This is a genomic window from Vibrio sp. 10N.286.51.B11 (assembly GCF_041469245.1).
GTDB lineage: Bacteria > Pseudomonadota > Gammaproteobacteria > Enterobacterales > Vibrionaceae > Vibrio > Vibrio crassostreae_C.
This window is the reverse complement of record NZ_JBFRKI010000027.1, coordinates 37,852-57,911: the sequence shown is the minus strand read 5'-3', so window position 1 is coordinate 57,911 and position 20,060 is coordinate 37,852. Positions and strand designations below refer to the sequence as shown.

Here is a 20,060-nt window from a genome sequence, read left to right as displayed (position 1 = left end):
AGGTCAGCAAGGTCAGCAAAATGATTCTTCGCAAAGCTCTCAGGATCAACAACAAAGCTCCAGTGGCAAGTCGCAAGATCAAAGCAGTAACCAAGATCAACGCGGTAGCCAAGACCAAAACTCATCTCAAGGCCAACCTGAAAATCACTCTGACTCTGAAAAGTCTAAACAAGACGACAAGCAAGCCACGCAACAAAGTAACAGTGATCAGCCGAAACAGAGTGACCAAGAAGGCGCTACACCTCAAAGTGCTAGCGCACAACAAGCTTCAAAAGAAGATGGTGAGCAAAGTAGTCAGCAAGCTGTAGCACAAACCTCAGATCAACCTCTGTCGAGCGACCCTGACATGCGAAAACTTGAGCAAGTAGAAAGCGCCCGTGACCCGAGCCAACTGCTTAAAGCGCAAATGATTTTACAAGCACGACAAAAAAGTGCTCCTAACAACCAGAACAAAAAGTGGTAACCATGCGATTTTTAAACAAGCCATTTTTATCCGTACTCCTAACATTGTTGTTGGGAGCTTTCTCGTCCTTCTCAGTATTGGCTGCAAACGCCGTGGCGAGCGTTTCACATAACAGTGTCACCAAAGATGAAGTGTTCCTTCTTAGAGTTGCAACCGATGAAAAGGTCTCCTCTGATGCTCTAGATCTAACAGCGCTCCAGCAGGATTTCTATGTTGGCACACCAAACTTTGGGTCGTCGATGCGAATCGTCAATGGCAGCCGTTCGGTGTCAAGCGAGTGGAACATCACCCTTGCTCCACTGCGCTTAGGCCGGATACAGATCCCTAGCTTTGACATTGAAGGGGCTAAAACCAAGCCTATCACCATCAATGTCGCCGTTAATAAAGCGGCGCCAACTCAACATGACATGGCTGAGTTTCAACTTAATCTAAGTAAGAACTCACTATACCCACAAGAGACCGCAGAGCTTGATGTAAAGCTGATCATTAAAGCGGATCCAAGAAGGCTTCAAGATCCGAAAATCGCGCCACCGAGCTCTTCAGGCTTAGATGTGGAACCTATTGGGGAATCGAAGCAATTTCAAGACGTTCTCAATGGAAAGGAGGTGACGGTAGTTCAACAGTCATTCCGTATCTCGTCACAAAAAGCAGGTCAATTTAAGCTGAACGGGCCGAAGCTAACAGGAGCTGTTGTCTACTCAACCAATAACTCTAGTACAACACGTTTGTTCCAACTCGACACACCCGTTGAAACCTTAGATGTCACCGTAAAGGATGTGCCAAAAGGCTACAAGGGTGAGTGGTTACCAACATCAAACTTCAAATTGATACAGCAATGGTCGGATAGCCAAGGTAACGAATTAACCAGTACCAATGGATTAGAAGGCGACAAGCAAGCCATCGAAATAGAAGCGGGGGATTCTTTAACTCGTACTATTACCATGACGGCGAGTAACTTAACGCAGCACCAACTACCAAAACTGAATATCACCTACCCTAAATCGGTTCGTGTTTATGAAGAAAAACCGCAATTTGGCACAACACAGTCCGGCGATGCGGTGGTGGTGCATAAACAGGTTCTAATCCCAAAAGAGGCAGGAAACATCTCACTTCCGGATGTTTCCCAAGCTTGGTTCAATACTGATGCCCAATCAGAACAAACCAGTAAAGCTCAGGGCCTAGAGCTAACAGTAACAGCAAGTGATCGTGTTGTATCAAGCACACCTCCTGTTGCTAGCGCGCCGCTCCAACAAACAGCACCAACAGTGATTAACGTCGATAGCCCAGGATTCTGGCCTTATCTCACCGCCCTATTTGCAGCTTTGTGGCTAATCAGCTCAGCATTGGCATTCTACTTCTGGTCACGCCGCGGTGTAACGACAAAACCAACACACACTGTTGAACGTCAATCAGATACCGCAGAAGCGCTTATTGAAGCTCTAAGAACGAAAGATGGCGTGATGACCAGAACCTTATTTGAGCAATGGAAATCTGAAAATACAGATCTAAGTGATGAGACGTTACAAACCGTTGAAGCCGAACTCACCAAGCTAAACCAAAGCCTTTATGGTGAAGCCGGTTCACCAGCCCAAACATGGAGCCCTGAGCTGGCAATCAAAACGGTGAAGAAGCCCAAGAGAGTTGCGAGTAAAAAGCATAATAGTTCGCTAGAAAATCTTTAGTCGACGTTGTTCATCAAGAACAGTAAAACACAAAGGCCGTTGATCATCTTGAGATCAACGGCCTTTATTTTAAGAAAGAGAGGCTGTGACTTTTTTACGTTTTAAGGCAGAAACAATTCGATTTCGCCCCGAGTCTTTGGCTTGATACAAGGCTTTATCTGCCTTGCCATACAACAAATCAAAATCGAACTGATGCTGATCAGAAGTTATCGATGCATACCCGACAGACGCAGTTAAATACTGACTAGTACTGCTTTCACAATGGAGGATCTTCGCCTCTTCAATGCATTTTCTGATCGACTCTGCTCGCCGCTTGGTCTCAGAGTGATGGGTGCCGATCATCAACAACATAAACTCCTCTCCGCCAATCCGGCAGAAGGTTTCTTTATCATTGTGAACATGGGCATTCAGTATCTCACCTACCGTCCTCAGAGCCGCATCCCCTTCAGTATGACCATAGACACTGTTGTACAAACCAAAGTGGTCGAGGTCGACAAGAATCAAGCCAAATGTAATTTCGTTCTGTAAGGCAAAGGCACCTTGATCGTCACCGTTCAAGTCTTCTAGAACCTGCGACAACATACGGCGGTTTCCAAGGCGCGTCAGTGGGTCTAATTTAGAAATGATATCCAATTGCTCATTCGCCAACTCTAGCTCTTGGGTACGCTTACTGACTTCTTGCTCCAATGTTTCATTGAGCTTTTTCAGTTCCTCTTGCGCCATGGTTCTTTGCAACACCTCTGCGAGGCTAGAGGCAAAGATACGAATTACTTCGCGAAGCTGGGAAGTTAAAGGGCTGCGTGTTAACAAGTTATCAGCAGCGATAAACGCAATCGGCTCACCCGTATTGGTGGTGAGCATGGTCATTGCCGTCCAACCGACTCCCACAATATTGAAATCGTGATAGATAGGAACTGATTCTTCAAAGGCAACTTGATTAGGGCAAGCACGAGCTGCGGCTACAATGTCACGTTCCACCAGCTCAGAGCGATAATAGGACTCATCGACAATATCGCCTTTGATGTCAGTGCCCCAAGTACCTTGCATGTAACTGCACTTTTTGTCTGTTAGGAAAACAGCCAGTCGATCGATACCTAGATGTTGAATCGCAAAACTAACCGCGGACTTACAGACTTCACTGACGCTATCGCATCGAGACAGCTCAACCATACTCGAGTGCAACATACGTATGTTCTGCTCTTGGCGCTTGCGAATATAGATTTGAGAAAGCAAAGAGCCAAAAGACTCAAGCATCTGCTTTTGATAGTTAGTAATCGGTGAGCGATGAATGTAGTTATCCATGGCGATCCAGCCGACAGGTTTGTCGCCTTCACGCAAGATAAGCATGCCATTCCACCCCTGCCCGACCACCTTACCTTCTGTATACAGGGGCGCATTATCGATGATGACTAGATTAGTATGGTTATCAGACAGCGCTTCAATGTATTCCGCTTCAAGTTGGTGCAAATCGTATTGAGTGTGGTGTTCACTGTTGGTTTTACCCGCTTCGTCAGTGCCATAAGTTCCGCTGAAACAACGCTTTTTCATATCAAGCAACATGAAGATCGCACGATCAAACCCTAACCTGTCTCGCACAGCCTCAACCGATGCTTTATACAAAGCATCGAGTGACTCAGGGTTAGAAAGCTCAAGCGCGACCTGATGAACCAGCTTCATGTTCTCTACAAACAGCTCACGTAACTTTATCTCATCTAAGTATTGAGCTTCACGTGTGTCTCTGTGTTTGATTTCTAGCGCCGCGTTCTTTTCGGCACGAATACATTGCCAACGGGCAGCCGCGAGCTGTAACACATCAAGATCTTGGTCAAAGGTTTGATTAACCTTCTCAGCATTGCAATTTTGAACAATTAAATAAGTTCTGGAGGCAGGTGCGTTGTCGAGCATCATGATAAACGACTCCCCACCAAGCACTTTCATGTGTTCCCACTTGCAGGTGTTGATAGCCATTGGCAAAACCCCGTCTGCGGTATCAAACTGTGAGACCCACGGCCAAAATGTAGAGGGGTAGCTCGCCAATGAGGTTAGGTCGCCATAAGAAAAAAGCGGTAATGCGTCGCTCTCCGGCGTCGGTTCAGCAAATATTCCTATCCCTTTTGGAGTAAGTACCTTAACCAGATAGTCAAAAAGAGACTCAGCCAACAGACGATGGTCGCGTGTCGCAGATATTTGTTTTGCAAAGGCTTTAACAGGCACAGCTTCCTTCCATTGGCGATTAAGAATAAAGCAAAAATACAGAAGGCTTGATATGCAATCAATGTAAGTAAAAATGAGATGTTAAGCGGGTCGCAGTTTCACCTTTAACATTATCACAAGCATGAGAAGGACGACAAAAATGGGATTCTCTGCCCAAAATCACATCGACATTGGGGATTTTTTAGACACATAAAAAAGCCCCACCTATAGTGGGGCAAAACTTCCATCGCTTATAGTTATAGTGATAATTCTGTTGTTCTATTCGATTATCTAACCTGCGTTTCAGTTAGTGTGCACAGGTATCTAATCGCTTAAACACCGCACGTAAATAATCGATTAACCGAAGTCACCGTTTACGTAACCTTTAGTACGATCATCTTTTGGTTCACTAAAGATAACACTGGTTTCGTTATGCTCTACAAGCTCTCCCATTAGGAAGAAAGCAGTACGGTCTGAGATACGACGCGCTTGCTGCATTGAGTGCGTTACGATAACGATAGTGAAGTCTTTCTTCAGATCTTCCATCAATTCTTCAATCTTGTGTGTCGCGATTGGATCTAGAGCCGATGTTGGTTCATCCATCAGGATTACATCTGGTTCCATTGCAATGGTACGTGCAATACATAGACGCTGTTGTTGACCACCAGACAGACCAAATGCATGCGCTTTAAGACGGTCTTTTACTTCATCCCACAGTGCAGCACTGCGTAGCGAGCGCTCAACCACTTCATCGATGTGTTTTTTGTCTTTGATACCTTGAGCACGTAGGCCGTATGCCACGTTCTCGTAGATGCTCATTGGGAACGGGTTTGGCTTTTGGAATACCATGCCTACGCGGATACGTAGGTCAGCGACATCGATATTACCGTAGATGTCAGTGCCATCCATATCCAGCTTACCCTTAATCGTAACGCCTTCAATTAGGTCATTCATGCGGTTCAAACAACGCAATAGTGTTGATTTACCACAGCCAGACGGGCCAATCAGAGCAGTAACCTGGCGAGTTGGAATTGGCAGGTTGATAGATTTAAGCGCTTGGTTGTCGCCGTAAAACAGATCTAGGTTCTCAATATCAAATTTATTCATGTTCGTAATCTCTAAATTCTTAAATTCGTGTCTAACTTGATGCTTTCTTTATCACGGGGGCTCGCTTTATTTATGAGCCAGCTAATGAGCTTAGTAAGTTGCCGTGTTGAAGCGTCTCGCAATCAGTTTTGTAACCATGTTGATCAAGAGAACCAGTACGATTAGGACTGTCGCCGTGCCGTAGGCTTGGTTCCACTCATCGATAGTAAATAGCTCTGTTGTCAGCTTATATAGGTGAACCGTTAGTGTACGGCCAGAATCGAATACCGACTCAGGAACACGTGCCACCATACCTGCTGTTAAAAATACAGGTGCTGATTCGCCAATTACACGACCAATACTAAGAATGACCGAAGTTAAGATACCTGGCATTGCGCTTGGTAAGATCAAACGCCAGATAGTGTAGATTTTTGAAGCGCCAAGGCCGTATGAGCCTTCGCGGTAAGTTTGTGGCACTGCCATCAATGCTTCTTCTGTAGTACGAATGATTACAGGAAGAATCAGGATACTTAGCGTTAGTGCACCCGACAGAATCGAGAAGCCAAGACCAAGAATCGAAACAAAGAAGGTCATACCGAACAGACCAAAGATGATCGATGGGATACCAGCTAACGACTCAGTACAGAATCGAATCACTTTCACCAATCGGCTACCTACTTTCGCATATTCAGTTAAGTATATCGCCGTCATGATGCCCAGTGGCGCGGCTACCGCAATCGATGCGATTACCATGTAGATCGTGGCAATGATCATTGGGAAAATACCACGTTCTTCACCAGTACGAGTGTAATCGTCAGTGATGAAGTTCCAATCTACGTATTGCAGACCGTTCGATAGGATGTACCAAATAATCCAGAATAAGAAACCAACGGTTACAGCTGCAGCTGCCCAGATAAAACCTTTTAGGATGTTATCTTTGGTTTGACGTGCTTGTTTTAGTTTTACGCGATCCATATTACTTATCCTCGCCTACTTCGCTTTTTCACGGTTAAGATAAAGTAGAGCACCATTTAACATCATGATGAACACTAGAAGTACAACACCTGTTGCGTACAGTGCGTTAGCGTGAACGCCACTTGCGTAAGACATTTCAATTGCAATGTTTGCTGTTAGCGTACGAGCAGAGTCCAAAATGCCTTCTGGCATTGCTGGCGCGTTACCCATAACCATGATGATTGCCATCGTTTCGCCAAGTGCGCGGCCGATACCCAAAATCACACCAGTCATAATGCCTGAACGTGCAGCAGGAACGAGTAGCTTAAAAATCGTGTAGATTTTCGAAGCACCCAGTGCAAGTGAACCTTCTTTGTATGTACGAGGTACCGCACGAATCGAAGTTTCAGAAACCGTGATAACGGTAGGAAGAATCATGATACCCAGAACAATGATACCCGCCAGGATAGTGTTACCCGCTGGTACTTGGAAAACGTTTTGAATCATTGGAACGATAATTACTAGACCGAAGAAGCCGTAAACTACCGACGGGATACCCGCTAGAAGCTCAACTGCTGGTCGAATAATATCTGCAAGACGCTTTGGAGCAATCTCAGCAATAAAAATAGCGGTTAATACACCAACTGGCACACCAACAACTACAGCTCCAAGTGTCGAAACAATCGATGCAACAATCATGGTTGCAACACCGAATAGAGCTGGAGGTAACCAGTCAACACCCAGAACGATGCCAGAAACACCGGCCTCTTGGAATGCAGGGATACTCTCTGCAACGATAAAGTAAGCGATAACGGCTAGTGATACGATGCCGATTACAGCACTCGATAAGAACAAGCCGTGGAAGATTCTTTCTCTCCAGTCGATGCGCTTCTTAGCACGTAGACTTGGCTTGTTGATTTGAGTCGCTTCAGTATTCATAAGCTTTTCACTATTTGCGATGGTCATATATAAAATCTCAAACTTTGTGGCTCAATAAGAGCTCGAAATAAACAAAGTTGAAAGAAAAGGCTCAGCCTAAAGCAGGCTGAGCAATAATTAAGATTGAGTCAGTTAAGATTAGTTAACTGTGATGTAGCCTTTCTTACCAGCGATAGCTTGAGCTTCATCTGCAACCATCCAATCTAGGAATTGTTGAGTTTCAGCTGTTGGAGCGCCTGCTTTGTAAAGAACTAGGAATGGACGAGCAACTTTGTAAGAACCGTTCTTAACGTTGTCTACAGTCGCAGCAGCGCCGTCGATAGTTAGAGCTTGAACAGATTCGTCAACTGTACCTAGAGAGATAAAGCCGATAGCGTATGGGTTGCTTGCTACAGAAACTTTAAGTGCGCCGTTACCGTTTGCAACTTGTGCACGTTGAGAGATAGCCGATACTTTCTTATCGCCAATCTTCTTCTTAAGCTTCATGATGTCTTCGAATGCACCACGTGTACCTGATGCAGTATCACGAGTGATTGCTACGATTGGCTTGTCAGCACCGCCAACATCTTTCCAGTTAGTGATGTCGCCTTTGTAGATTGAAGTGATTTGCTCAGCAGTAAGAGCAGATACTTCGTTGTTCGGGTTAACAACAACTGCGATACCGTCACGAGCGATAACTAGCTCTTTCAGGTCAGCTGTTTTCTCTTCTTCTTTTAGGTCACGAGAAGAGATACCAAGGTCAGCACTTCCATTTTTTGCTGCTTTGATGCCTGCAGAAGAACCTGGTGCTTGAATTTCGATGAACACTGGTTCGCCTTTATTCATGTAGGTTTCTGCAAAAACTTCAACCAGTGGAGAAGCACTGTTAGAGCCAACTACAGAGATAGTTTCTTTAGCTGAAGCTGTATTCACTGTTAGAGCGCCTAGTAGTGCGATTGCACCGATAACTGTCTTTTTCATCACAAATTTCCTTTAGTGGCGTTATTGCCGTAATGTTTTGCTTGAACGAGGCCTACTTTAGAATCCGAATGTGACAGTTGTGTTTCACTTAATTGAAGCCTATATGACAACTACAAATTAATGGCTAATTTCTCTCCTACTCGATGAATTGATAGTCGCGCCCCCATCAGATGCAGTTAGTGAATGCAGGTCTCACCATCGTTTGAGCACCAAAAAGCTAGATTTCCTTCCCTATTTATATCGAATACTAACCAATATATTTCTCTATTTATCAATCAAGTAGCCCTAACACGATGGATAAAAAGATCCACCTTTATCGCCATTTAGAACAATAAACAACCATCTATATCAAATACCTATCGCATATAACGAAATCAAAGCCTTTACTGATTGAATTGTCAGTCTCATTAGTTAGAATCGCCAACTAATTCTAATAATAATAATTCTCATCTTTTTATTTTATTCAAAGAAGGACATTACATGCGCCAACTTCTCAGTGGCTTATCAATCAAAATACAAATTCTTATACCCGTACTATTTTCCGTTGTCTTACTTTTAGCCGGTGTCATTATCGGTGGTGAAAAACTAGAAAGTGCATTCAAAGATGTGTCAGTAGCAACCGACCAGTTAATCTTACATAAAGAAGAACTTAGCGAAATCGTCGACAACAGCTATGGCATGCGCATCAAAGCGATTTACAGTCTATTCAATGCTGATGACGTAAAAACATTGGTTGAAACACTAAACCAAAAACGCGATCAGAATACTCGCCTACTGAATTCATTAGACACAGTGCCAGGCATGCAAGATGAAGTGGCCGCGATGAACAAAGCGATGAATCACTATGTCGATTTTTCTCGTACCACCATGCTTCCGCTATTAAGAGCGAAACACGGCGATGCATCACTATCTTCAGATTTTGAAAACCGCTACCAGATCGCAATCGACCAATACCGACATGCGGGTAATGAAATGGTGCAAGCGATCAATACTCTGTCTAAAAAGCTGAACTTGCTTGCCACTCAAGAGGTCGACATCAACGGCCAGCAACACGCTAGCACGCTGACTACTGCGACCATTGCACTGTTGGTGATCCTGTCTGTAGCTCTAATTATCAGTTGGACGCTGGCTGGTATCATTGTTAAGCCGATCAGCAACATTCAAGAAACGATGCGGGAAGTAGCAAAAGGTAACTTGTTAGTTAAAGCAGAAGAGTATGGCGACAACGAAATCTCACGCCTAGCGCAAGACGTAAACCAGTCTGTTGAACAGCTGCGTGACACGGTAAGCTCGCTGTCTCGAATCAGTATCGAAGTGGCTTCTGCGTCGACAGAGCTAGCGGCTGTAATGACACAGTCCAGCGTTAACTCAGACCAAGAGAAGCAAGAGGTGGAGCAAGTTGCTTCTGCTGTGAACCAATTGGAAAGCACAGCAGCACACGTTAATGAGAACGCAGTACAAGCCGACTCAGCGTCTAAGCAAGCTGACGAAATGGCGACACACAGCATGAGCTTGTTTAATGAAAGCAACAAAGCTAACGAACAGATGGCGATTCAGCTAAGCGAAGCCGCAAATGTTGTGGGCACGCTAAAAGAGCACTCTGAACAGATTGGTAAAGTGATTGAGGTAATTCAAAGTATCTCTGAACAAACTAACCTGCTGGCGCTTAACGCAGCAATCGAAGCCGCTCGTGCAGGTGAAAGCGGTCGTGGTTTCGCAGTGGTTGCTGATGAAGTTCGAATGCTAGCGGCACGTACACAAGATTCAACCAAAGAGATCCAAACCATCATAGAAGGTTTGCAGGTTCAATCCGGTAACGCGAATGAAAGCATGAGCAGCTCATTATCTATGCTGGAACACAACCAAACTCTTGCAGGTGAAGTAAGCGCGGCGCTTTCAGGCATTGCTAACTCGGTAACGGACATGACTGAGATTAACACTCAGGTTGCCTCTGCCGCCGAAGAGCAAAGCCAAGTAACCTCAGACATCAACCGTAACATCTCAAACATCTACAGCCTAGTAAGCCAAAACGTTACCGGCATTACTCAAGCCGCTGCAGCAAGCCACGAGCTTTCTAACCTAGCAGAACAACAGAAGCAGCAGTTGGATTACTTTAAGGTATAGGCTTCAAGGTACGAAGTTCAAGGCAAACAGATTCAGGCTGTATGCTCTTTAGAACTCGCCGATAAACAAAAAGCCAGCCATCATGGCTGGTTTTTCGCTTTTAGACACTACTGACGAGATTCAGCCGCTCGAATTCTTTCAATCGCTTCTACCCTTCTAAGCTGTTCTGGTAGGAAATGTTCAGTCCTAAGTTGCGCAATCTTCTCTTGTTGTTCGGTTTTTGATAGGAATGAATCTTTCAAGACATCATTTCGTTCTGCGAAGTAGACCTCTAACGAGTCTTCAAAGGCCGCTCTTTGTTTATCAAGTGCTTCAAGTCTCTGGGTTGCTTCTTCACCGACAAGTTCGCTTCTCTTTAAGTATTTACCCTGTTCATCGAGACCTTCAGAGCTAGAGAGCTGTTGGAGTAACACCTGATTCTGGTGACTCGACTGAACATAATCAGGTTGCTCAGATAGATAGGATTCGAGTCTTTGTTGGTATTCTTCATCCTCTAATCCCTCCTGTTTCAGAAGTAACTTTTCTAAGGCGATTTCTCTCATTCTGTTGTCGTGCGTAAACAGAATACTTATCTCGCTCTCACTGAAAAACTGAGCTTGGAGGTCAAGGAGCGCTTGATTGAGTGCACGTAGATCATCAGCGGAAATGGATGTGGTACCGAACTGCACGTCCAACGATGTCAGTGCCGACTTATACTCAAGATATTTGGCAAACAGTGCTTCATCAACCACGGTTGTTGATGATTGTTCGTGGTGTTTCGCCACGTTGTCTCGAATATCTTCAAGGGTTAATTCTGTATTACCTGACACGAAATATTCCATCATGTCTTTTGCTGATGCGTTATCGATGTCGGTATCTTGCTGAGAGGTGACTTTCAATGAGGAGACGCGTTGTTCGTCGTCAGTATGTGTATCTTGATTATTTAGATATAAAAAGACCGCCGCTGTGCTCATCAGGGCTATCGTGGTTATCGACAAAATGGCGGTCTTTTTCATCATACTTCCCTTGTTTTCTTGTTAAACGGCTTTGCAGACTACAAGCCAGCCAACTTCAATCGATTGGCATGCTGACGATATAGAGTTACAGGATCTGTCTCAAACAAGTGGTGAATTCCCAATAACCCATTGATCTCATCTAGGTGGTTCATTTTGTAATCATCACCAATCACTTTGCCCAAATGCGCGCTGCATGCTCCTACTAAGCCATCATTAGGTTCGTTGAAGGCTAAGCCTAGGATTGTCATCGCTCCGTCGGTAGGATCAAGAAGGTTGGTAAAAGTGGAAGACCCTGTCCATGAATAGTAATAAACGCCGTTACTTGCTTGCCACTCACCATCGCCACACTCAGACGTCGGAACGCCCTCAGGGTAAAACTGGTTGAAGGCTAGCGAGCCTTCTGTGGTCAATGCTTCAACAGAAGCGAGGCCGTCTTGGTCGAGATCCGTTCCACCAGATAAAAGGTTAATCAGTGTCGTTAATCCACCTGCTAATTTAACCGCGATACCTTCTGTGACAGAGCCTTCAGATACGTTCCCTCGAACGAGATCAGCGACCTTAGAACCTTTATGCACACCGCCAATACTGGTCACTGAAGCAACAAGATCAGGTCGAACTGACGCAACATAACGAGCCGTAGGCCCACCGTGGCTATGACCAACCAGATTCACCTTACTTGTTCCTGTTGCAGCTAACAGCGTTTCAACTTGGCTGAGTAACTGTTCACCACGGACCTCTGAACTGTTGGTTGCAGAGACCTGAGCGACATATACGTTCGCGCCATCTTTGGTTAGGGATTCAGGTACGCCATAGAAATAGTCAACGCCCGCTAATGTATCGAAACCAAACAGACCATGTACCAACATAATGGGGTATTTCGTTTCAGTGTATCCGCTGGCTTCTAATGCTGATGCGCTCGTTCCGGCATATACGCCAAAACTGGATAGGCAGGCTATCGTCCAAATTAATATCTTTTTCAATGCTCTTTCCTTAAACAGATTAGACCTCTGATGAGTAAAAGGACCGTAGATGATGATTTTATAAAACAGAAAGTAACGACTTCATATTTGTGATGGCGAACTTGAATTAAACAGGTGCGATGAACATCAGGCAAACAGAATCAAGAGAAAAACAAAAATATAAGCAATTGATTAAATTAACATTTAACTAAGGTTGATGAGATTGTTCTTTCAATATCCCGACTCAAATATCAATTCAACATTCTCAATAAACCAAAATTATTCGACAAATAACCGTTTGGAAACAGGTATTTTTCAACCAAAACTCGTTGATAACTTGATGCTTATTCCATTAACGACACACCACAACCCTGAATGTATTGACGCTAATTATTGATTTTAGATATAGGTCGTACCAGTTATTTACTTATCCACTTATCCACTTATCAAGCAACAGCGTTTCTGTTTGGCTCATCTAAATATAAAAGAGAATACAGTGATGAAAAATACGGCTTTAATACTCACGTTAGCCCTGCCTTTTGGCGCTTATGCCGCTGAAGACTCAATACCAACACCTGAATCGATTACATCTGCACAAGTACTCAGTGCACAAGGCTCAGAGACCTATTCATATGTTAGATGTTGGTATCGAACCGATGCCTCTCATGACTCCCCAGCCACCGACTGGAAGTGGGCAAAGAAAGAGAATGGTGATTACTACACGATCAACGGATATTGGTGGTCTTCCGTTTCATTCAAAAACATGTTCTACAGCGATGCCCCGCAATCGGAAATTAAACAACGTTGCGAACAGACGCTCGACATCCAACATGACGCCGCTGACATCACCTACTTTGCCGCAGATAATCGCTTCTCTTACAACCACTCAATCTGGACCAACGACAACGCTTTTCAAGCCAGTAGCATCAATCGTATTGTCACCTTTGGTGATAGCCTGTCCGACACTGGTAATCTATTTAATGGCTCACAATGGGTTTTTCCGAACGCAGATTCGTGGTTTTTAGGGCACTTTTCGAATGGTTTAGTCTGGACGGAGTATTTAGCAAAAGCGAAAGATGTCCCTCTGTATAACTGGGCTGTGGGTGGCGCCGCAGGTACCAACCAATACGTGGCATTGACTGGTGTTTATGATCAAGTCACCTCTTATCTGACCTACATGAAAGTCGCCAAAAACTATCGTCCGAAAAACTCACTGTTTACTTTAGAGTTTGGCCTCAATGACTTCATGAATTACAACCGAGAAGTCGCCGATGTAAAGGCTGACTTTAGCAGCGCGCTGATCCGCTTAACAGAATCTGGTGCGAACAATATCCTGCTGTTCACCTTACCCGATGCAACCAAAGCCCCTCAATTCAAATACTCTACCGAACAAGAGATAATAAAAGTTCGTGGCAAGATCTTAGAATTCAACCAGTTCATCAAAGCTCAAGCCGAGTATTACCAAGGTATGGGGAAAAACGTGGTGTTGTTCGATGCAAGTGCGTTGTTCGCCAGCATTACCGATAACCCAGAACAACATGGCTTTCGAAACGCGAGTGATGCTTGTCTTAATATCAATCGAAGCTCAGCCGCGGACTACTTGCGAAGCCACAGCTTAACCAATGACTGTGCCACCTATGGTTCAGACAGTTATGTATTTTGGGGCGTGACACACCCAACTACAGCTACTCATAAATACATTGCCGACCACATCTTGGCGTATTCGTTCTCGACGTTCAATTTCTAACTAAATATCGAAAAGTAATGGCTGAGCCAAGGTCGAGATACAAAAAAACCGCCTAATATTGGCGGTTTTTATTTATGTCAGTTTTACTAGCAAACGCTTTAAAACTGGCTGGTGATTACTCGTCGTCCACTTTTGGTGCGACTTTCTTCTTAGGGATAAACACGGTATCACCCACGGCCACATTTTGGTGGAAGCTCTTATCGCGCTTAACTGGTTTCTTCGGCGTTTTCTTCGCTTGAGTGTTGGTCTTCTTCTTAGCAGGACCGCCTTTAGCAAACGCAGGTTTACGTGGCTTAATGCCTTTGAATTTACCTTTTAGGCCTTCAAGTACAGAGAAGGTCAAATCTTGTTGAAGGTAAAGTTCAACACGCTTGAAGCTGTCCCAGTCTTTTGGACCAACCAAAGAAATCGCATCGCCTTTGTTACCCGCACGGCCAGTACGACCTACACGGTGCACGTACTCTTCCGTATGCTTAGGCATATCAAAGTTGATAACGTGGCTCACGTTTGGAATATCAATACCACGTGAAGCAACATCGGTAGTTACCAAGATCTTGTAAACCGCACGCTCGAACTGGCTCATAATAGCATTACGTTGCGTTTGGTTTAGGTTACCACTCAGTGCTACCGCTTTAAGCTTCTTCTCGTTCAACTTATCTGTTAAACGGTCAGTATCAGCGCGTGTTGCTGTGAAGATCATTACCTGACGGTATTCAGCTTCTTCCAGTACACGGTCTAAAATCGCTTCTTTGTGATCTAGGTGATCACATAAGTAGAATTTCTGTGTGATATCTAAGTGTTGCTCGTTAGAAACACCAACAGAGATACGCTTAGGTGCGTCTAGCATTTCATTTGCAATGCCATTTACTTCAGCGTGATCTAACGTTGCAGAGAACATCAACGTTTGACGACGACGGTGTTTAGCTGCATTGGCAATGCGACGAAGTTCTGGAGCGAAACCCAGATCAAGCATACGGTCCGCTTCATCAAGGATTAGCGTTTCAACACCATCTAGGAACAATGAACGATGTTCTAGGTGGTCAGCAAGACGGCCTGGAGTCGCAACGATAAAACGAGGGTACTTACGCAGTGCTTTAACTTGGTCGTTAAAGTTCTCACCACCTAAGATAAGCGCCGCTTCATAAGACAGACCACCAAGCATGCTACGCAGTTCGCCGTAAACTTGCTTCGCTAGCTCACGAGTAGGAGCCAAAATTACACCACGAGGATCTTTAGCAGAAAACGCTTTTGTTTTTAATGCTTTATGTATCATTGGCAACACAAACGCCAATGTTTTTCCTGATCCCGTTTTTGATGAAGCCAATAGATCCTTACCAGCAATAGCAACAGGGATCGCTTTTGATTGGATCTCTGTCGCCTTCTTGAAGTCGTAATGTTTTAAGTTCTTCAGTAAGCGGTTATCTAAGCCTAAATCTTTAAAGTGCAAAGGACTCTCCAGTCATGATGGTATTGAATAAAATTAATTTAACGTGACATGATACCGCGAAAGTACTTTATAAGGATAGAGATCACAGTAAATTTATCCCTTTATCTATCTTTAGCTAGAACAACGTATGCATTGCTAGCAAAGGGATAGCTCTCCAAAAACACCTTCAAGTCGTCTCTAAATCCTTCATCTCATAAATGAGACACAACGTGATACTTAGCTAATTACCTCAAAAATTTAGCAATTTCTTTAGTTATTGTTTTTGCAGTTAAAAAATTAGTCGCTACAATCATTAATGAAGCGACTATATGATAAAGAATGTATAGCGCATCTTTTGATGATAAATAAGCAAGGAGTTCTTATGAATAAGACGTTAATCGCAGCTGCAGCATCAGTTTTCATTTTAGCCGGTTGTTCTTCAGAACCAGAAGAAGCTGCAGTGTCAGAAATGGATCAACTAACTAACCAAGTGGCTCAACTTACAAGCGAAGTTGAAGCACTTAAGAGTGACAAAGCAGCCGCAGAAATGAAGGCTCAAGAAGCAGAAGCAGCCGCTATGGCAGCGAAAGAAGAAGCGGATCGTGCTAACGAACGCATCGACAACATCGCTGAGTCTTACACTAAGTAGTTTGAGATCTAATCGCGATTAAGCTGTAGATTAAATAAGTCGCAAAAAGCAGTATATAGACAGCACCACTTCTTATCGGATGTGGTGCTTTTTTTGGGTGACACTAATGCGAGTAAACAAGATAAAACCGCCCCTTGTTGCAGAAGAGGCAATCGAATTAAAACTCAATCACAGGTGGTGCTATCTCTACAGGTACGCCGTTTTGAGCAAAGATAACCGCTTTCGCCTTTGAATTTGGCAGTTCTGCGTCTTCAAGCCACCATTTTAGTTCCACAGGGATCTGTAATGATTTCTTTGAACCATCACTTCGAGTTAATGGCTCGTGCGCTTCTACAAACACACTTCTATCAGGCTCTAATGACACCTTAATCGGCTCATTGATAATGGTGACCTGTTCACCACGGTTCACTTGCTCAAACAGCCACTCAATGTCTTTAGGTTCCATTCGGATACAACCAGAGCTAACTCGTAAACCTATCCCGAAATCTTTGTTTGTACCATGGATCAAATAGTCGCCAGCGCCATAAGCAAGCCTCAAAGCGTACTCTCCCAATGGATTTTCCGGCCCGGCAGGAACCACTCTCGGTAATTCAATGCCCTTTTCAAGATACTCGTTGCGGATTGAATTTGGTGGCGTCCATGTTGGATTCGGTCTTTTTTGGCTTATCTTGGTGATCATCTCGGGAGTATCACGCCCCACTCGACCGATGCCGACAGGGAAAACATGCACCTGATTTTTCTCAGGCTCAAAGTAATACAACCTTAACTCAGCAAGATTGATGACAATCCCCTTTCTTGGGGTGTCAGGCAAAATCAAGCGGCTTGGAATGCTTAACACATAGCCTTCCGCGGGAAGAAAAGGATCCACCCCTTTGTTGGCTGCCATTAAAGAGAGAAAACCAATATCGTATTGCTTGGCAATGATGGCCAAGGTTTCGCCCGCCGCCACTTCATGCTGCTGGATTCTGCCCACAATGCGGCTTTCCGTTGGTGGCAATTCAAAGGTTGCAGCAGACACCCACGATGAAGCTATCCCGCTGGCAAGCAAAGTAGTTCTTACAACAAGCGACGCCGCCCTGTGGAGTCGTGTTTTCATTGACTGAAAAGGCGTCGAGTTAACGCAATACGACATACAAATCCTTGGTTTGTCTTTTATCAAAGTTTAGATTATCTCTGATCAAACGTCTCTACAACGTATTGTTGTCTCGAAACTAATAGGCAACAAGTTTATATGTAAGCCTTTTCTTCTCATTCACTTGCAATTTACCCATACAAAATCGATTGCCTTTACGCTTTCAACATATTTGGTTATCAATATTAATAAAACTATAATGGCAGACCTATTTTGTGACTAAAGTCTCATGGAGCCACGTTCTAACTCGCTAATATTGCCTCAACAAAACGAATTCAATTCAACAGAATCGGTAATTGATTAAATCCTGTTCCTATAATTACCGTTTAAACTTTGGAGAACGACCATGGCTACACCTCATATTAATGCTCAAGCTGGTGATTTCGCAGAAACAGTACTTATGCCGGGCGACCCGCTTCGCGCAAAATACATTGCAGAAACATTCCTTGATGACGTGAAGCAAGTTTGTGACGTTCGCAACATGTTTGGCTACACAGGCACTTACAAAGGTAAGAAAGTTTCTGTAATGGGCCACGGTATGGGTATCCCATCATGCTGCATCTACGTACACGAGCTAATCGCTGAGTTCGGCGTGAAAAACGTTATTCGTGTAGGTAGCTGTGGCGCGGTACGTGACGACGTTAAACTAATGGACGTTGTTATCGGCATGGGTGCATCTACTGACTCAAAAGTAAACCGCATTCGTTTCAACAACCACGACTTCGCTGCTATCGCTGATTTCGGTCTTCTAGAAGAAGCAGTAAACCAAGCTCGTGCACAAGAAGTTCCAGTTAAAGTTGGTAACGTATTCTCTGCAGACCTTTTCTACACTCCAGAAGCTGACCTTTTCGAAAAAATGGAAAAGCTAGGCATCCTAGGTGTTGATATGGAAGCGGCTGGTATCTACGGCGTTGCTGCAGACCTTGGTGCTAAAGCACTAACTATCCTAACAGTATCTGACCACATCATCCGTGGTGAAAAACTAAGTTCTGAAGAGCGTCAAAAGTCTTTCAACGACATGATGAAAGTTGCTCTAGAGACAGCAATCAACATCTAACGATTTGATAAAAGATACATTGAAAAGCGTTACCCCGCAGCCAGGCTCGCTTGGCTGCTCAAATAATCCCGAGGGGGAGATCGTGTCTAACGACAAGCTGCCAAAAGATGCGGATGGTTTGCAACTCAACTTTTGTAAAACATTGGCGTGTGACAACTTTGGCTTGAGCGATGCAAAACGGTATGTTTTGCAACACGCGAACCCTAAGCGTCCAGCGATGGTTTGTCGTGAATGTGGAGCTTTCCCCCCCTTACTTAACAATCGTGAAGTGTTAAGCGAACTTCATCGCCTAAGACAACTTCACAGCGACGGGCTCCCTGCTTGTCGTAATGATGATTGCGATAACTTCGGCTTATCGGTTCATACCCATAAACATCTTTATCATGCCTTCGGCTACAGTGGCGACAGGCAGCGTTATCGATGCAAAGACTGCCAAACAACCTTCGTTGATAAATGGTCTGGATCCAATAAAAAACTCCAATTTCAAGAGAACCTCATGGGCTTACTGTTCATGGGCTATTCCGTACGTGAAATCTGCCGAAAATTAGAGATCAACCCAAAGACTTTCTATGATCATGTTGACCATATCGCGAGCCGTTGTCGTCGTAAATTAGCGATGATCGATGCACGATGGGTTAACCATGCGAAAGATTACGAGTTCGCATCTCACTACCAGCGTCTGCAACCACAAAGTAACAACGGTGTGGTGTGGATAGCGACGGGCGAGGCGCATTCTGGCTATATACTTTGCCAACACGTTAACTACTCTCAAAATGAAGAACCATCAGGAAACGTCGACCATAACCCTTATGATGATGTGGCACGATTTGTATCCAAAGAGCACTCTTCAGAAGCAAATCTCGAACTGCCTCAGCCCTCTGACAAACTAAAAGAGCGCATTGAACAGCAGTACCAAGTGATTCTTGCGAGAGGTAACGTTGAGGACCCTATGGGTAACCTCACCACATTTAGTTACCCTTCAAAAGGCGCTCTCATTCGACCGCCTTATACCTCTTATGCTCACTTCTTACATGTGTTGGATATGTGTAACGAAGACAAGCATGTCGCCATCTATATGCCACAAGATCCATTACTAAGATCTGCCGCTTTAAGTGTATGTTTGCCGCGCATTCAGAGTCAAAATATTGACCTCATGTATGTCGAAGAAGATTCAGGTTGGCAAGACGACCAAAGTTTTGAAAAGATCGACATCGTTCACATGAGTTGGTGGCGAGATCGCTGGGCTATTGCCAATCAGGGTGATAACCAGAAAGGTATCTGCTACCTAACCGGTAACAATCCAGAACCAAAACAGTGGTTTAACACAGCCTCAATTCAACAAACTAAGTTCTATCAACAGCGCTTTCAGTTGTTATTTGATAGCTTTATTAATGAGCCCAGACGTAAGCTTCGTCCTGGGGGCATTCTTCCATTGCTCGACATATTTAGAGCTTGGCACAATCTGTGCTACCAAGATAAGCAAGGGCTCACGGCAGCACAACGCTTAGGCGTAGGGGAGCTGCCATTAACTCTAAAGCAACTACTTTCATAGCAACAAAGCCTCTAGGTAATTATTCGGGAACTCATTGATTTTAAAGCGACAACATGAGGTAACACCCATAATTAGAAAAGATCGATGTTCCTTTGACGCTCTACGAAAGATAATTGGTGCTTATCTCAAATTACACTCTTAT

General features: G+C 44.3%; 15 protein-coding genes and 1 pseudogene. 7 read left to right on the top strand and 9 right to left on the bottom strand.

The annotated features are described in order from the left end of the window. Both AB4154_RS14410 and AB4154_RS14405 read left to right on the top strand, forming a co-directional pair. Window positions 1-463 (top strand): annotated as a pseudogene (locus AB4154_RS14410) (hypothetical protein); the annotation flags it as partial. A gap of 2 nt (window positions 464-465) precedes the next feature. After that, window positions 466-2,145: a BatD family protein gene (locus tag AB4154_RS14405; RefSeq protein WP_372074478.1), complete on the top strand. Its 1,680-nt coding sequence runs from the start codon at window positions 466-468 to the stop codon at window positions 2,143-2,145. A 69-nt stretch (window positions 2,146-2,214) separates the two neighbouring features. On the opposite strand, the gene AB4154_RS14400 is transcribed toward AB4154_RS14405, so the two are convergent. From AB4154_RS14400 to AB4154_RS14380, 5 genes are all read right to left on the bottom strand, one after another. Further along, window positions 2,215-4,359: a GGDEF domain-containing protein gene (locus AB4154_RS14400; protein ID WP_372123354.1), complete on the bottom strand. Its 2,145-nt coding sequence runs from the start codon at window positions 4,357-4,359 to the stop codon at window positions 2,215-2,217. Between the two features lie 336 nt (window positions 4,360-4,695). Beyond that, window positions 4,696-5,445, bottom strand: coding sequence for a phosphate ABC transporter ATP-binding protein PstB (gene pstB, locus AB4154_RS14395; RefSeq protein ID WP_004737715.1), 750 nt, complete (start codon window positions 5,443-5,445; stop codon window positions 4,696-4,698). A gap of 90 nt (window positions 5,446-5,535) precedes the next feature. Further along, window positions 5,536-6,399, bottom strand: coding sequence for a phosphate ABC transporter permease PstA (pstA, locus tag AB4154_RS14390; protein ID WP_017064256.1), 864 nt, complete (start codon window positions 6,397-6,399; stop codon window positions 5,536-5,538). A gap of 15 nt (window positions 6,400-6,414) precedes the next feature. After that, window positions 6,415-7,344: a phosphate ABC transporter permease subunit PstC gene (gene pstC, locus AB4154_RS14385; RefSeq protein WP_017064255.1), complete on the bottom strand. Its 930-nt coding sequence runs from the start codon at window positions 7,342-7,344 to the stop codon at window positions 6,415-6,417. Window positions 7,345-7,455: 111 nt separating this feature from the next. Next, the gene (locus AB4154_RS14380; protein ID WP_017064254.1) at window positions 7,456-8,277 is read right to left on the bottom strand and encodes a phosphate ABC transporter substrate-binding protein; all 822 of its coding nucleotides are present in this window, start codon (window positions 8,275-8,277) and stop codon (window positions 7,456-7,458) included. A gap of 480 nt (window positions 8,278-8,757) precedes the next feature. On the opposite strand from AB4154_RS14380, the gene AB4154_RS14375 reads away from it, so the two are divergent. Then, a complete protein-coding gene (locus AB4154_RS14375; RefSeq protein ID WP_017064253.1) occupies window positions 8,758-10,401 on the top strand; it encodes a methyl-accepting chemotaxis protein in 1,644 nt (547 codons plus the stop codon). Between the two features lie 107 nt (window positions 10,402-10,508). Here the strand turns inward: AB4154_RS14375 and AB4154_RS14370 are convergent, their stop codons facing one another. After that, complete coding sequence (locus AB4154_RS14370; protein ID WP_065583797.1) at window positions 10,509-11,396, bottom strand: lipase secretion chaperone; 888 nt, start codon at window positions 11,394-11,396, stop codon at window positions 10,509-10,511. A 38-nt stretch (window positions 11,397-11,434) separates the two neighbouring features. Beyond that, window positions 11,435-12,376 (bottom strand): lipase family alpha/beta hydrolase, encoded by a 942-nt coding sequence (locus AB4154_RS14365; RefSeq protein ID WP_372123353.1) that lies wholly within the window; start codon window positions 12,374-12,376, stop codon window positions 11,435-11,437. 478 nt (window positions 12,377-12,854) lie between these two features. On the opposite strand from AB4154_RS14365, the gene AB4154_RS14360 reads away from it, so the two are divergent. Then, window positions 12,855-14,102, top strand: coding sequence for an SGNH/GDSL hydrolase family protein (locus AB4154_RS14360; protein WP_372123356.1), 1,248 nt, complete (start codon window positions 12,855-12,857; stop codon window positions 14,100-14,102). Window positions 14,103-14,217: 115 nt separating this feature from the next. Here AB4154_RS14360 and AB4154_RS14355 read toward each other — a convergent pair whose 3' ends face one another. Next, window positions 14,218-15,549, bottom strand: coding sequence for a DEAD/DEAH box helicase (locus tag AB4154_RS14355; RefSeq protein ID WP_017061883.1), 1,332 nt, complete (start codon window positions 15,547-15,549; stop codon window positions 14,218-14,220). A gap of 361 nt (window positions 15,550-15,910) precedes the next feature. On the opposite strand from AB4154_RS14355, the gene AB4154_RS14350 reads away from it, so the two are divergent. Continuing rightward, window positions 15,911-16,177, top strand: coding sequence for an Lpp/OprI family alanine-zipper lipoprotein (locus AB4154_RS14350; protein ID WP_017061882.1), 267 nt, complete (start codon window positions 15,911-15,913; stop codon window positions 16,175-16,177). 157 nt (window positions 16,178-16,334) lie between these two features. On the opposite strand, the gene AB4154_RS14345 is transcribed toward AB4154_RS14350, so the two are convergent. After that, a complete protein-coding gene (locus AB4154_RS14345) occupies window positions 16,335-17,309 on the bottom strand; it encodes a L,D-transpeptidase family protein (RefSeq protein ID WP_137001438.1) in 975 nt (324 codons plus the stop codon). 346 nt (window positions 17,310-17,655) lie between these two features. Here AB4154_RS14345 and deoD point away from each other — a divergent pair, with 346 nt between their 5' ends. Together deoD and AB4154_RS14335 are read left to right on the top strand one after the other, a co-directional pair. Further along, a complete protein-coding gene (deoD, locus tag AB4154_RS14340) occupies window positions 17,656-18,366 on the top strand; it encodes a purine-nucleoside phosphorylase (protein ID WP_017061880.1) in 711 nt (236 codons plus the stop codon). An 82-nt stretch (window positions 18,367-18,448) separates the two neighbouring features. Then, a complete protein-coding gene (locus AB4154_RS14335; protein WP_017061879.1) occupies window positions 18,449-19,918 on the top strand; it encodes a lactate dehydrogenase in 1,470 nt (489 codons plus the stop codon). Window positions 19,919-20,060: the final 142 nt, after the last annotated feature.

Bases quoted from the DNA above. Each gene is read 5' to 3' on its own strand.
- AB4154_RS14360 (WP_372123356.1), top strand. From the start codon at position 12,855: ATGAAAAATACGGCTTTAATACTCACGTTAGCCCTGCCTTTTGGCGCT.
- AB4154_RS14375 (WP_017064253.1), top strand. From the start codon at position 8,758: ATGCGCCAACTTCTCAGTGGCTTATCAATCAAAATACAAATTCTTATA.
- pstC (WP_017064255.1), bottom strand. From the start codon at position 7,344: ATGACCATCGCAAATAGTGAAAAGCTTATGAATACTGAAGCGACTCAA.
- deoD (WP_017061880.1), top strand. From the start codon at position 17,656: ATGGCTACACCTCATATTAATGCTCAAGCTGGTGATTTCGCAGAAACA.
- AB4154_RS14380 (WP_017064254.1), bottom strand. From the start codon at position 8,277: ATGAAAAAGACAGTTATCGGTGCAATCGCACTACTAGGCGCTCTAACA.
- AB4154_RS14405 (WP_372074478.1), top strand. From the start codon at position 466: ATGCGATTTTTAAACAAGCCATTTTTATCCGTACTCCTAACATTGTTG.
- AB4154_RS14370 (WP_065583797.1), bottom strand. From the start codon at position 11,396: ATGAAAAAGACCGCCATTTTGTCGATAACCACGATAGCCCTGATGAGC.
- pstB (WP_004737715.1), bottom strand. From the start codon at position 5,445: ATGAATAAATTTGATATTGAGAACCTAGATCTGTTTTACGGCGACAAC.
- pstA (WP_017064256.1), bottom strand. From the start codon at position 6,399: ATGGATCGCGTAAAACTAAAACAAGCACGTCAAACCAAAGATAACATC.
- AB4154_RS14350 (WP_017061882.1), top strand. From the start codon at position 15,911: ATGAATAAGACGTTAATCGCAGCTGCAGCATCAGTTTTCATTTTAGCC.
- AB4154_RS14345 (WP_137001438.1), bottom strand. From the start codon at position 17,309: ATGTCGTATTGCGTTAACTCGACGCCTTTTCAGTCAATGAAAACACGA.